General features: G+C 44.7%; 10 protein-coding genes. 6 read left to right on the top strand and 4 right to left on the bottom strand.

Going from position 1 to position 13996, the window contains the following annotated elements:
• The first annotated feature begins 20 nt into the window (after positions 1-20).
• A complete protein-coding gene (gene smrB / locus OCV12_RS04240) occupies positions 21-551 on the top strand; it encodes an endonuclease SmrB (RefSeq protein WP_261885417.1) in 531 nt (176 codons plus the stop codon).
• Positions 552-658: 107 nt separating this feature from the next.
• On the opposite strand, the gene sixA is transcribed toward smrB, so the two are convergent.
• On the bottom strand, positions 659-1123 hold the full coding sequence (gene sixA, locus OCV12_RS04235; protein ID WP_017633129.1) for a phosphohistidine phosphatase SixA: 465 nt from the start codon (positions 1121-1123) through the stop codon (positions 659-661).
• A gap of 305 nt (positions 1124-1428) precedes the next feature.
• Here sixA and OCV12_RS04230 point away from each other — a divergent pair, with 305 nt between their 5' ends.
• Complete coding sequence (locus OCV12_RS04230; protein ID WP_261885416.1) at positions 1429-4206, top strand: insulinase family protein; 2778 nt, start codon at positions 1429-1431, stop codon at positions 4204-4206.
• Positions 4207-4499: 293 nt separating this feature from the next.
• Here the strand turns inward: OCV12_RS04230 and fadJ are convergent, their stop codons facing one another.
• Together fadJ and fadI are read right to left on the bottom strand one after the other, a co-directional pair.
• Complete coding sequence (gene fadJ, locus OCV12_RS04225; protein WP_261885415.1) at positions 4500-6716, bottom strand: fatty acid oxidation complex subunit alpha FadJ; 2217 nt, start codon at positions 6714-6716, stop codon at positions 4500-4502.
• Complete coding sequence (gene fadI / locus OCV12_RS04220; RefSeq protein WP_048607862.1) at positions 6716-8023, bottom strand: acetyl-CoA C-acyltransferase FadI; 1308 nt, start codon at positions 8021-8023, stop codon at positions 6716-6718. The genes fadJ and fadI overlap by 1 nt, the downstream gene beginning before the upstream one ends.
• Positions 8024-8585: 562 nt before the next feature.
• Here fadI and OCV12_RS04215 point away from each other — a divergent pair.
• The 4 genes from OCV12_RS04215 to OCV12_RS04200 all read left to right on the top strand — a co-directional run bounded on the left by OCV12_RS04215 (position 8586) and on the right by OCV12_RS04200 (position 13016).
• On the top strand, positions 8586-9134 hold the full coding sequence (locus tag OCV12_RS04215) for a sigma-70 family RNA polymerase sigma factor (RefSeq protein ID WP_060468192.1): 549 nt from the start codon (positions 8586-8588) through the stop codon (positions 9132-9134).
• Positions 9127-9855 carry a DUF3379 domain-containing protein gene (locus OCV12_RS04210; protein WP_261885414.1) on the top strand — a complete coding sequence of 243 codons (729 nt, stop codon included), beginning with the start codon at positions 9127-9129 and terminating at the stop codon, positions 9853-9855. Before OCV12_RS04215 ends, OCV12_RS04210 begins: the two co-directional genes overlap by 8 nt.
• Before the next feature lie 297 nt (positions 9856-10152).
• Complete coding sequence (locus OCV12_RS04205; protein WP_102320197.1) at positions 10153-11415, top strand: outer membrane protein transport protein; 1263 nt, start codon at positions 10153-10155, stop codon at positions 11413-11415.
• 296 nt (positions 11416-11711) lie between these two features.
• A complete protein-coding gene (locus OCV12_RS04200) occupies positions 11712-13016 on the top strand; it encodes an outer membrane protein transport protein (RefSeq protein WP_261885413.1) in 1305 nt (434 codons plus the stop codon).
• A gap of 96 nt (positions 13017-13112) precedes the next feature.
• On the opposite strand, the gene OCV12_RS04195 is transcribed toward OCV12_RS04200, so the two are convergent.
• Complete coding sequence (locus tag OCV12_RS04195; RefSeq protein WP_048664289.1) at positions 13113-13898, bottom strand: MlaA family lipoprotein; 786 nt, start codon at positions 13896-13898, stop codon at positions 13113-13115.
• Positions 13899-13996 lie beyond the last annotated feature (98 nt).

The raw sequence follows: 13996 nt of genomic DNA, 5'->3' as shown, positions 1-13996 counted from the left end.
TAATTAGAATTCATAACCTGATGAGCAAAAAAGACACCGACTTCGATGACGATTTCGCCCTATTCAACGATGCAGTAAAGGGCGTTAAAAAGTTGCAACAGGATACCATAGTCCAGCAGCCAAAAAGAAATGCCAAGCAAAAAGAAATTACTCGAACGGCAAGACAAGCGAGAGATAGCGAGTTTTATTTCTCGGATGAGTTCATTCCGCACCTTAGCGAAGACGGGCCAACACGTTATGCGCGTGATGATGTCTCTAAATATGAGGTGAAGCGCCTGCGTCGTGGTGTTTATGTTCCAGATGTCTATCTAGACATGCATGGTATGACTCAGCAAGAAGCCAAACGCGAACTTGGCGCGATGATCGCGCACTGCATTAAAGAAGGTGTGGCGTGTGCCTGCGTTCAACACGGCATTGGCAAACACATCCTTAAGCAGAAAGTGCCTTTGTGGTTAGCACAGCACCCAGACGTGATGGCTTTTCACCAAGCGCCATTAGAATTTGGCGGTAACGGTGCGTTGTTGGTACTGCTCTCGATTCCTGAGAAGTAATGCTGGTTTGCGAATCACTCCATCACCAAAAACAAAAAGGGCATCTCAAATCATTGAGATGCCCTTTTCACTTTAGTCTTCCAATTAAAAGGTTGCCTTCACCTTCACTATGGATTGATGTTCCAAAGCAACTCACCTTTTTGTGTTTCAAGGTTAAAATCGATGCAGGCTAGGCCAGACGTTGGGAACATCGGCGGAGCCATACCAGTTGCAAACTCTGCTGTTAGGTAGCCCACTAGAGGTAAATGAGAAACAAATAAAATGGTCTCTAGTTTTTCTACTTCAGCCATTGCCAAGGTCAAATCAAACACATCGTCGGACATTCCATAAGGCGTAATATCATCACAGGTTTCTACTTTCGTACCAGAAAACGCCTGAGAGATCTCTAACCACGTTTCTTGTGCCCTTAAATATGGGCTCACCAGCACTTTATCGAATTGACTAATCCCCTGCTCATTTGCAGCTTGTGCCACTGCAAGAGAAGCCATTTTCCCGCGCTTGGTCAACGCTCGTTCTGCATCCGAGTCCGCAAAATGTTCTGCTTCACCGTGGCGCATAATGAATATTTTCATGTTCAATCCTGTCTTCGTAACATGTCGAAAGTCGATATATCCCATATATCAGCGAAACGCTACTTAGGTTTGGCTCTCAATCCAGAGAAACCGCAGTCAATATAAATAATTATATCAAGTCACTTGCCAAAGAGTTCGACTTTCTTAACAATCTTGTTAAAAGAAAATAAATTACTGATAAAAATCGATAAAAGTGATTTAGAAATCGCCAAAAAGCACTTCATATCCCAAAATATGATTACAAGGTTTGCACGCCGAATCATCGGGTACATAATTTAAAAACCACCTTCTCTGGAGATGCTCCTGTGCACTTAAGCCCAAATGATGAACATCAATACCGTTACATAACCTTAAATAACGGGTTACGCGTACTGTTAGTTCAGGACCAAAATGCTCAAAAAGCAGCAGCCGCATTAGCCGTTAATGTGGGGCACTTTGATGACCCTACAGACCGAGAGGGTTTAGCTCACTACTTAGAGCATATGCTATTTTTGGGAACTGAAAAGTATCCAAAGGTCGGAGAGTTCCAAAGTTTTATCAGCCAACATGGTGGTAGTAACAATGCTTGGACGGGAACAGAGCACACCTGCTTCTTTTTTGATGTTGAATTGAATGCGTTTGAAACCGCACTCGATCGCTTCAGCCAATTTTTCACTGCTCCCCTGTTCAACGAAGAAGCATTAGATAAAGAACGCCAAGCCGTTGATTCAGAATATAAGATGAAACTCAACGACGATTCGCGACGCTTGTACCAAGTTACCAAAGAACTGGTGAACCACAATCACCCATTCTCGAAGTTTTCTGTCGGTAATATCGATACGTTGGGCGACAGAAATGGCGAGACGATTCGACAAGAGATCCTATCGTTCCACCAGCAACAATATTCTGCAGACCTGATGACGCTGACGCTGTCTGGCAATCAATCCTTAGATGAAATGCAAGGCTGGGTTGAGGATCGCTTTAGCTCGATTACCAATCACAACCTGCAAGGAAAAAAGGTTGAAGTACCGATTGTTGGCGAATTAAGCACTGGCGTTCAAGTGCACGTTGAGCCGATAAAAGAAGTACGTAAACTCATCTTAACCTTCCCTATGCCAAGCATGGACGAGCACTACGGCGTTAAGCCACTGTCGTTCTTTGCACACCTTTTAGGTTATGAAGGTGAAGGCAGTTTGATGATGCAGTTGAAAGAGAAAGGTTGGATTACTTCTCTCTCAGCAGGTGGCGGCGCAAGCGGCAGCAACTATCGTGATTTCACAGTCAGTTGCTCATTGACCATCGAAGGTTTAACCAAAACCGATAACATCATCCAGGCAGTATTTCAGTACATCAAGTTGATTGAACAACAAGGTATTGAGGAGTGGCGCTATCTAGAAAAGCGCGCCGTTTTAGAGTCAGCTTTCCGCTTTCAAGAACCAGCAAGACCACTTGATGTCGTGAGTCATCTGGTGATCAACATGCAGCACTACCAAGAACAAGACGTAGTGTATGGCGATTATAAGATGTCGCATTTCGATGACGAATTACAACGCTCTTTGCTTCCCTACTTAACCGTCGACAATATGCGCGCGACCATTGTTGCCCAAGGTTTCGAGTATGACAGAGAAGCGAAATGGTACTTTACGCCCTACTCTGTGACACCTTTTAGCTCAGAGCAAACCCAATGCTTTATGTGCATCAATCCCGGTTGGCAGTTTGAGCTTCCAAGCAAAAACCCGTTTATTTGCTATGACTTAGATCCGGCAGAACTCGAAGGCGACGCTAAACATCCACAACTGTTAGAAGAGTTGGACGGCTTTAAGCTGTGGCACCTGCAAGACCATCAATTTCGAGTTCCGAAAGGTGTGGTGTATATCGCTATTGATAGCCCGCACTCGGTCGCTAGCCCTAGGAACATCGTCAAAACACGCTTATGTGTAGAGATGTTCTTAGATTCTCTGGAGAAAGATACGTATCAGGCTGAAATTGCAGGTATGGGTTACAACATGTATACCCACCAAGGTGGTGTCACACTGACTCTGTCTGGATTCAGCGAAAAGCAGCCACAATTGCTCAATATGATCCTTGAACGCTTTCAAGCACGCGACTTTAGTCCAACACGCTTCGAAACAATTAAGCATCAATTGCTAAGAAACTGGAATAACGCGTCGCAAGATCGTCCTATTTCGCAACTGTTTAATGCAATGACAGGCATCTTACAGCCCAACAACCCTCCTTATGCGGTGTTGATTGAAGCGCTAGAGACGATTGAAGTCGATGAGTTATCTTCATTCGTTCAATCTATTTTGGCTGAACTTCATGTTGAAATGTTGGTGTATGGCGACTGGAAAAAAGCCGCTGCACATAAGATGGCAGAAACACTAAAAGATGCCCTACGTGTTCAAGACCAAGCTTATGAAGAGTCACTGCGACCGTTAATTATGCTGGGTGAAAACGGCAGCTTCCAACGTGAAGTCGTCTGTAATCAAGATGATTCGGCGATCGTGGTTTATTACCAATGTCCTGATATTTCACCTCAAAATATCGCGCTGTACTCACTCGCTAACCACTTAATGTCGGCCACTTTCTTCCATGAGATTCGTACTAAACAACAACTGGGCTACATGGTCGGCACTGGCAACATGCCACTCAACCGACACCCAGGTATTGTGTTGTACGTGCAGTCTCCCAATGCAGCTCCGGCAGACTTGTTAGCCTCTATAGATGAGTTCCTTAATGCCTTTTACATGGTGTTATTGGAGCTTAACGATTATCAATGGCACAGCAGTAAACGTGGTCTCTGGAATCAGATTTCAACTCCCGATACGACTTTGCGAGGTCGTGCTCAGCGCTTATGGGTTGCGATTGGCAATAAGGATGTGGAGTTCAACCAGAGAGAGCGTGTGCTTGAAGAGCTCAAGGGGCTCACTCGCTCTGACATGATGCGTTTTGTGGTTAGCCAACTGAAACCACGCACGGCCAACCGTCTGATTATGCACGCGCACGGTAATGCGCATCAGGAAGAAGATAAGCTGTCGGCGGGTGTGGAAATAGGCTCTATTGACGAGTTCCAGTTGCGCCCGAAAGATACTGAGCTTGGTTGATAAGGGTGTTTTAGAAATCAAAGGTTGATGTGAAAGCATCAACCTTTTTTATTGGTCGAACATAAAAGCAGATCTCCTATTGCGCTCCTTCGTCGCTTTAGGAGATGACGGTAGTTTTGATTGAGATGTGTTTGACCGCCGTTCTTATCAACGCAATAGCTTACTTTCGACCGTCATTACCGAGAGAGAGAGGAACGACCGAGTTGGGAATCTCATTCCTTTCACTCGCCCATTAAACAGAAAAGCCCGCATCAATGGCTTGATACGGGCTTAATAATTAGCGAACTAGAGAGTTACTTGTAGAAAGACTCATCCAAGCCAGCTCGTGTCAGTAGACCATCACATGGCGCAAAACGATCGCCGTACTTCTTAGCGAAGTCATTCATCATCTCAACCAGTGACTTAATACCGATTTGATCCATATAACGGAACGGACCACCTAAGAATGGAGGGAAACCGATACCGAAAATAGCACCAATATCGCCATCACGAGGGCTACGGATAATACCATCGTCTAGACAACGAACCGCTTCATTGAGCATAGGTAACACACAACGCATTGCGATGTCGTTATCACTTAGCTTAGGTTCAGGTTGTAGCTTAAGCAGTTTGTAAACTGACTTATCGACTTCCTTCTTCTTACCTTTGTAGGTATAGAAACCCTTACCACTCTTGCGGCCTTTACGGTTGTCGTTCAGAAGAATGTCGAACACATCAGGACCTTGGAAACGATCGCCTAATTCATTAACCAGAATCGGGATGATCTTAGCTCCGATATCTACACCCACCTCATCTAACAAGGTAATTGGGCCAACAGGGAAACCGAAGTCCAATAACGTGCTGTCGAGCTTTTCAATCGGCTCATTTGCCAATAGCAGATGTGCCGCTTCATTCATGTACGGAGCAAGAATACGGTTCACATAGAAACCGGCAGTATCTTTAACAACAATCGGTGTTTTGCCTTGTTTCTTCGCTAATGCCACTACAGTCGAGATAGTCTCTTCTGAGGTTGTCTCATGAGGAATAACTTCAACCAGCGGCATTTTCTCAGCAGGGCTGAAGTAGTGAAGACCGACCACATTTTCTGGTCGCTTCGCCTTCTCCGCAATCTTATGGATTGGTAGCGAAGATGTATTCGTCGCGAAGATCGTCTCTGGCTTAGCATTTTCTTCAATGTCTGCAACCATCGACTGCTTAAGGTCAAGGTCTTCAAACACCGCTTCAATCACTACGTCAGTGTGGTTAAAACTCGTAAAGTCGATACCACCAGAAAGCTGAAGCATCTTACTTTCAAGGTCAGCACGGCTCAGAATACGACGCTTACGCTGCTTATCGAACAACTTGTAGTTGTAGTTAAGTGCGTTCAGCACACCTTCATTTGATACGTCTTTAATACGGACTGGTACTTTTGCTTTAGCTACGCTGACATGGCTGATACCTGCCCCCATAAGACCGCCGCCTAAAACGCCAACACGCTTAACCGCTTTCGGTTCTGCATCTGCACCGTGTTCTTTCTTCATTTCAGTGGTTGCAAAGAAGATTGAACGAAGGGCTTTTGATTCAGAAGTCATTACTAACTCAGAGAAACGCTTCGCTTCATATTGAAGGCCTTTTTCAAAGCCGTTCTCTAGACCATAACGAATCACATCAAGAATCGCGTCTGCCGCTGGGTAGTTGCCACGTGTTTTCTGATTGGTCTTCTTCGACGCTTGTTCAAAAATCACTTTACGGCCAAGGCCATTACGCGAAATCAGTTTCTCTTTGGTTGAAGCTTGGCTTTTAGACGCTAGACGTTTACCTTTTTTGCTGCCCGTATTCTTTTCAACGAAGCTTTTCGCCACTTCAAGCAAAATAGTATCAGGGACACAAGCATCCACAACACCAAGCGATTTCGCTTTCTTAGCACGAAGCTGTTTACCGGTGAGAATCAGATCGAGCGATGGTAGCAAGCCAATCAAACGAGGCAGACGCTGCGTACCACCAGAACCTGGTAGTAAGCCTAATTGTACTTCTGGCAGACCAAGACGTGTCTTATCGGAATCGGTACATACACGGTAGTCACATGCTAGTGCGAGCTCTAAGCCGCCACCAAGGCATGGGCCGTGAATTGCTGCGACGACTGGGTAAGGGAGATCAGACAGCGCTTGGAACATTTCCTGACCTTGACGAGCTAGAGACTGCGCTTCATCAGCGGTTTTACACGCATCCAGCATTCGCACATCAGCACCAGCGATAAAGTTATCAGGCTTAAGAGAATGAACGATTAGGCCTTTAACGCGGCTTTGCTTCTCTTTTAACTGCTCAAAGATCGCTTTCATCTCTTCAGCAAAGGCGGCTTGTAGCGTATTCATTTTCTCGCCCGGTACATCGATCGCTAGCCAAGCAATGTCTTGGTCATCGATATTAAGAGAGAATGCGGTTGCTTTCTTTTTGGTTGATTCAGTCGCAGACGTTGAATCTGGTTGAGCGACTGTTTCTTTTTCTGTTGTTGCATCAAGAGTCGTAGACATTATTCTACCTCCAAGATCATTGCTGCACCTAAACCACCAGCAGCACAAGCTGTGTTCAGTGCCAAGCCGCCACCGCGACGTTTCAGTTCACGTAATGTTTGAGTCATCATGCGCGCACCAGTCGCAGCAAATGGGTGTCCGTAAGCAATAGAGCTGCCCAGTACGTTGAACTTCTCCATATCAATCTCACCGATCGCTTTATCGCGGCCAAGATTTTTCTGAGCAAACTCGTCACTTGCAAACATTTTCACATTCGCCAGCACTTGTGCAGCGAATGCTTCGTGCATCTCGATCAGCGTCAAATCTGACAGCTCTAGGCCAGTGTTCTTCAATACTTGCGAAGTCGCGTAAGTCGGCCCCATCAGCATATCTGTTTCAACACCGATTGCTGAGAACGCATAGCCACGAATATAACCAAGCACTTCTAAGCCTAGCTCTTTCGCTTTACCTTCGCGCATCAACATAACCGCAGCGCCGCCATCAGTCAGAGGCGTTGCATTGGCTGCCGTTACACTACCGTATTTTCTGTCGAATGCAGGACGCAGCTTCGCGTAACCTTCAACCGTTGAGTCGTGACGAATGTTGTTGTCTTCCGCTAGATACTTTTTGTAAGGCGCTGGGAATGCAGTCATCACTTCGTCTTTAATCTTGCCTTCTTTCCATGCTTGAGAAGCCAAAGAGTGAGAACGGTGGGCAAGTGCATCTTGAGCTTCGCGCGTAATACCGTGCGTCTTCGCCATCTGTTCAGCGGTTTGACCCATGGATAAACCAGTCGAGTATTCAGCAACAGCTGGCGGTACTGGCATAAGGTCTTTCACTGAAAGGGTTTTAAGAATCTTCAGCTTTTGCCCCATGGTCTTGGTTTTACTCAGCGCTAATAAATTTGCCGCTAACTTTTTCGAAACACCGATTGGCAATACTGAAGACGAATCCGCACCACCTGCAATGCCGACATCAATCGTGCCCGCCATAATGCTTTCAGTAACGTTGACTGCCGCTTGGAAACTGGTCGCACACGCTCGGGTCACACTGTAGGCATCGGTATTGATGTCCATGCCTGTGCCCAACACGATTTCACGCGCGATGTTTGGTGCTTCTGGCATCTGAACAACTTGGCCGAAGACGACTTGTTCAATAAGCGCAGGATCGACATCAGTTCTTGCAAGCATTTCGCTCACAACCATTTTGCCTAAGTCGACCGCAGGCACTTGACTAAATTCTGTGCTCTGACGAGCGAATGGGGTTCGTAATCCAGCGACAACGGCAACACGTTCTCCAGAACGCGTTTTGACTTCCTGTTTGCCCATGGTTTCTCCTTAAAGTTAAGAGGTCTGACCTGAAGCATTGTAAAGAAGTTGTTAATTAAATCAAACGAGCGTTTAAATAAACGTGATACGAGTATCTCACTGTTTGAAAATATAACTGCACATTCAGGCGAACCTTTTTGGGGGTAAGGTTGTCGTAAGAGACTAAACTATTGTAAGCAAATACTGTTATCGCTTTGTAGGGATTGGTTTTCTTGAGGCAAAAAAAAACCACACAAAGCTGTGTGGTCGGAATGTGTATAAAGCAATTAACTTGACGCCAATTGAAATAATCAGTTTCCTGATTAGGAGAAAGTAAAGTCAGCCTTCAAAAGGAAGTGTCGTCTTGCTCAACATGCTAGCCACGAATGACTAACTAGACGACAAGGTGTACTATAACGGGTTCGAGGCCTTAGATTTTGAAGTAGATCAATTTTAATGTGATTTTACGATTTCCTGCCGATCGTTAGCTCTAAAAACGAAACAGAATATAAAAACGAAGCACAACGTATAGAGGACAGCTATACGCAGAGCAATTATGGAGGCTCGTGTGTCAATAATAAAAATGTTTGGAAAGAAAACAGCCAAGCGTCCGGTCAACTCTGATATGGACAAACAAAGAAAATACGAAGCACTCGTGCGTGCCTATCATCGTGACCTCTTTCGCTACGCCTATTGGTTATGCAAAGACAAAAGCATTGCCGAAGACTTAGTTCAAGAAACTTGCCTTCGTGCATGGAAGTCACTTGATAGCCTTCAAGATGAAAAAGCCGCTAAATCTTGGCTGATTACCATCTTGAGGCGCGAGAACGCTCGACGTTTTGAACGCAAACAGTTTGATCTGGTTGATATAGACGATCACGGTAACGATGCTAGTGTCAGTGATGACCCGCACCATCAGCATCAGTGGTTGCAAGCCCAGATCATGAAACTTGAAATTGATTACCGTGAACCTCTCTTCTTGCAAGTGATTGGTGGTTTTAGTGGTGATGAGATTGCCGATATTCTCGAACTCAACAAAAACACGGTGATGACACGTTTATTCAGAGCTCGAAATCAATTGAAAGAGATGCTGGATACAGAAGAGGCAGAGAGGGGGCAACATAATGGATGATTTGGAATTTCGTCGTCGTGTATTGTCGGAACCTAAACAACGTACACAAGATATTGTTGATGCGACCGCGAATAGCGAAGCCAATAGTAACTTCTTAGACGATGTACTAGCGCTTGATAAACAGATCCACTCTGCGATGAATGTGGATGTGCCAGACGATCTTGCTGATCGTATTCTGTTCAATCAGACCTCAAGCGAAGAAAGCAAAGTAGTAAGGCCTACTTTTGCTAGGCGAGCAATGGCAATGGCAGCCTCAGTAGCATTTGTTGCAGGCTTATTAGTTGGCCAAGTGAATTGGGGAAATGCATTAGTCTCTCCAGCACAAGCAAGCTTAGCTGATACGGCAATGAAGCACGTTGTTGATGAAAAGAGCTTTATTAGTGGACTTGATGAACAGGTCACATCGCAACAGATCAATGCCAAGATGAACCCCTTTGCTTTTCAGTTTGACGAAGCTTTCCCCTATCACGTTTATTACTTGAACCATTGCGGTTTTGGTAAGTCGAACGCCATGCACATGGTCTTCCAAGGTGAAAAAGGCAAAGTCACGCTGTTCTTAACTGGGATTCCAACAGACAAACCGGTCGACTTTGACGAAAAAGGTATGTCTGGTTCGGTGACTCCGATCGATGACAGCAGTCTGATCCTTGTCGGTGAAGATGGAGAGGACGTTTCTAAGATCGCCGAAAAGCTCACCAAAATGATCAAACCAATGGGCTAATTCGCTCTCAAAGCCCCGTCATTAAAGGCCCAGCAATTATACTCTTGATATTGCTGGGCTTTATTTATAAATAAACACCAAATCCATTCACATAACCAATAACTCTAGAGTTAAAACTCTAAAAAGTAGCATTTCCCACCATTTTCGTGCCAGATAGGCGTCATTTCCATAATTTTCCACTCAAATTTCTCAATGGTCGGATTTGTATATCGTATACTTCCGAATAGGATCAGCCACCATTGAGCAATTGCTCAAATTAATCGCCCTGTAGAGGCGGATATATAAAGGAATAAATGAATGACTACCAACAACACGCGTCTGTTTAAAAAGTCTCTTTTAGCAGTAACAATTACACTGGCGTCTTCGCAAGCGATGGCAGCAGGTTTCCAACTTAACGCACAATCAGCTACCGGCATCGGCCGTGCTTTCGCTGGTGATGCAGTAATCGCAGATAACGCGTCAGTAATGGCACGTAACCCTGCAGCAATGGCACTATTTGACAAAACTGAGCTTTCTCTTGGTTTTGAAAGCATCACTTCTATGATTGAAGTTAAGGATGCTACTTACACAGGCTTCATGGGCGGTAATTCTAGCAATGCTGACTATGACGATGCTGGCGATACTTCGATTGCACCAAACATTCATCTAATCGTTCCAGTAAATGATAAATTTGCATGGGGTGTAAATGCTTATTCTAACTTCGGTACAAAAACTGAATTCAGCGATAGCTATGTGGGTGGTGAATACGGCGGCCTAACAGATGTAAAAAGTGTTAACTTTGGTTTAGCTGGTTCATACCGTCTAAACAAACAGTGGAGCTTTGGTGCAGGCCTTGACCTTATTTACGGTAAAGGTGAACTGAAACGAACAATGAGCTCGGAAGTTAATACTCCGCCAATCCCAGGCTTGCCACAAGCAGGTCAAACAGTTCTTGATGCTGAAGCGGATGGTTGGGCTGTGGGCTTTAACCTTGGTACTGTTTTCGAGTTAAATGAAAATAACCGTTTTGGTTTGGCTTACCACTACTCTCCGAAGCTTGAAGCTGAAGGCGATATCAGCTACCAAGGCACTGAATATAAAGATGATACCCTTCATATGCCTCTACCTGATATGGTTGAGTTCTCTGGTTTCCACAAGATTGAAGATACTAAATTCGCAGTTCATTACTCAGTGCAATGGATTGGTTGGAGCTCATTTGACAAGCTAGAAGCAGACAAAGCAGGTGTTCTAAACAATTACGAATGGCAGAATGGTATGCACTACTCTCTAGGTGGTACATATTACATGAATCGCGATTGGACACTTCGTGCCGGCTACATGTATGACACAAGTGCACAAGATGAAGTCACTTCAGTTTCGGTTCCAGATTCAGATCGCCAATGGTTCTCAGCTGGTTTCACATACCACATCAACGAAGCGTCAAACGTAGACTTTGGTTTCACATACTTAATGGGCGACGATGTTAAAGTTAATGAATCAACTTCTGTTGTTTCGTCAATTTCAGCAACAACTCGTGCAGATGCAATCCTAATGGGTCTGCAGTACAGCCGTAGCTTCTAATATAAGCTAATAAGTAATCCCCAAAGGGTCGCATTATGCGACCCTTTTTTATTGCCTAAACCACTGACCAATCTCAATTTAAGCTTACAGCTGTAGCCTGCAAGGTCAATATATGACTACAAGTGTACGCTCAAATTTCGCAACACAGCCGAAACATTCAGACTATTTACCTAATAATTAGCCACAATTACTCATTAAATCCCTAAAACACTGTTTTATTCGAATTTCGTTTTTAAAGTAATGACTCTAAAAGTAGAATCACGCCACTAAATACTTATGATTCAGCGAACATAATAATGAAAATGAATAAGACACTTCTATCTGCTGCAGTGGCAGTTGGACTACTTTCGACTTCTACCGTAACTCAAGCGGCAGGTTTTCAGCTAGCAGAATACTCTGCAACAGGTCTTGGCCGTGCATACGCTGGTGAAGCAGCAATGGCTGACGGTGCTGACGCACAATGGCGTAACCCTGCAATGCTAACTTACCTAGAAGGCACTCAAGTTTCTGTTGGTGCTATCTATGTTGACCCAAACATTGATATCGACGGTACTTCTACGTCTATGATGGGCAAAACGACCTCATCAAATTCTAGTGATTTTGCACACAGTGCAGTTATCCCAAACTTTTATGTTTCTCATAAGTACAACGAAAAGTTTGCTTTAGGTTTCGCTGCGGGCACTAACTACGGCATGGAAACAGACCTAGGTAAAGACTTTGGTGGCGCAAACCACGGTAACGAAGCAAGCGTTACCACAATGGAGCTGAACCTAAACGCTGCATACCAAGTACTTGAAAGCGTATCTATCGGTGGTGGTATTCGTTACATCATGGCTGAAGGTAGCTTTGGGGCAGTATCTACTGCGAACTCTCTAGTTCAGATCCCTCAAGGTACAGCTTTAAAATACATGGAAGGTGATGACACAGCGTGGGGCTGGCAAGTGGGTACAGCTTGGCAAATCAATGAAAACAACCGCCTAGGCTTTACCTACAAATCAGAAGTAGACCTAACGCTTGAGGGCCACGCTAACGGTGTCGCTTTTGATGCTGTTGCTGGTGCTTTAGGCTCTCCAGTGAAGTCAAAATACAACGGCTCAATGGAACTAGCATTACCAGCTACCGCCGAACTTGCAAGCTTCCATCAACTATCAGATAAAGTCGCTGTGCATGCGAGCGTGAACTGGACTAACTGGAGCAGCTTTAAAGAGCTAGTGGCTGATATCCCTGAATTTGGTCCTGCGCGAACTCAAGATATCAAGCAAGAAAACTGGGAAGACAACTACCGCTTTGCTGTAGGTACTACTTACCAAATGACACCTAAACTAGCTCTACGCTCTGGTATCGCATATGACACATCAGCGGTAAGCGAAGAGCACCGCACGGCAACTATTCCAGAAACAGACCGTACTTGGTTGAGTGTTGGTGCTGGCTACCAGTGGTCTGAGCAACTAACTCTAGATGCTGGCTTCACTTACATCCTAGCGAAAGATGCAAAAATGGTTGAAGATGACGCAAGTTCTGCACCATTTGGTGGTGACTTCGAAGGTGAAGTAACAGGTAGCATCTGGCTAATTGGTATCCAAGCTAACTACCGCTTCTAATCTGTTTGACTTAATTTAAAGTCACAAACATTAAAAAGGCTCGATGTTGCTTCCAACATCGAGCCTTTCTTTTACCTGTTATTCAGGGGCTTCTATTTAGTAATCTTCTAAATAGCCATCAATGAAGTCTTCTTCATCAAGATCAACCTCTTCAGGTTCAATCTCCGCTTTAAAGTCACGACGTTGAATATAAACATCACGCGTTAAAGCGTATGGATCCGGAGAGTCATCTAACAAGGCTTCTTGCGATACTAACTGAGCTCGAGTTTCCATACCCTCAAATGCCCACTTGCCTAGGCTAGCCCAGAAGTTCAAGAAGGACAAAGGTACATACAAACCATCGACGGTTTCAGTCACTTCACGTGTTGTTAATGGACCATAACCCGGCACCATAAAGTACGGTCCGTTCCCTACTCCATAATGACCAATCGCATCAGAGAACGACTTGTCATCGTATTTGGTGATCCCTGCTTCGCTGGCAATATCGATCAAGCCTAACAAACCAAAAGTTGAGTTAATCCAAAAGCGGTTAAAGTGGTCGAGTGCTTTCTCGCCATTGCCCATAATGAGATTATTCACCATGCTTGATGGCTCGTCTAAGTTGGCTAGAAAATTGGAGATACCAGAACGAACCGGTACAGGGGTGTAGTCAACATAAGCAAGAGAAACGGGACGAACCAAGTAAGGGTCTAGATATTCGTAGTTGATATCCCACATCGCTCGGTTGAAACCTTCAAAAGGATCATTGGGGTGGGATTCTTCGACGTATTCAGAGGTTTCGAGATTATCATCGTTAACGCTCTCATCTGGTGCGCTAGAGCAGCCCACCGTCAAGCTTGCGATAAAGAGTAAACTCGAGAGTCTTAAGACACTGACAGACATATCACCTTTTCCATAAGGAATTCAAATAATAAAAAAGGCCAGCAATCGCTGGCCTCAATTGTTTGGCTAAGTCTATACCGTTTATAAACAAATCGGAA

It is taken from the genome of Vibrio pomeroyi (assembly GCF_024347595.1).
Classification (GTDB): domain Bacteria; phylum Pseudomonadota; class Gammaproteobacteria; order Enterobacterales; family Vibrionaceae; genus Vibrio; species Vibrio pomeroyi.
The sequence above is the reverse complement of the archived record's forward strand: the minus strand, read 5'-3'. Positions and strand labels throughout refer to the sequence as shown.

Bases quoted from the DNA above. Each gene is read 5' to 3' on its own strand.
- OCV12_RS04210 (WP_261885414.1), top strand. From the start codon at position 9,127: ATGGATGATTTGGAATTTCGTCGTCGTGTATTGTCGGAACCTAAACAA.
- smrB (WP_261885417.1), top strand. From the start codon at position 21: ATGAGCAAAAAAGACACCGACTTCGATGACGATTTCGCCCTATTCAAC.
- fadJ (WP_261885415.1), bottom strand. From the start codon at position 6,716: ATGTCTACGACTCTTGATGCAACAACAGAAAAAGAAACAGTCGCTCAA.
- OCV12_RS04195 (WP_048664289.1), bottom strand. From the start codon at position 13,898: ATGTCTGTCAGTGTCTTAAGACTCTCGAGTTTACTCTTTATCGCAAGC.
- OCV12_RS04205 (WP_102320197.1), top strand. From the start codon at position 10,153: ATGACTACCAACAACACGCGTCTGTTTAAAAAGTCTCTTTTAGCAGTA.
- sixA (WP_017633129.1), bottom strand. From the start codon at position 1,123: ATGAAAATATTCATTATGCGCCACGGTGAAGCAGAACATTTTGCGGAC.
- OCV12_RS04215 (WP_060468192.1), top strand. From the start codon at position 8,586: ATGTTTGGAAAGAAAACAGCCAAGCGTCCGGTCAACTCTGATATGGAC.
- fadI (WP_048607862.1), bottom strand. From the start codon at position 8,023: ATGGGCAAACAGGAAGTCAAAACGCGTTCTGGAGAACGTGTTGCCGTT.
- OCV12_RS04200 (WP_261885413.1), top strand. From the start codon at position 11,712: ATGAAAATGAATAAGACACTTCTATCTGCTGCAGTGGCAGTTGGACTA.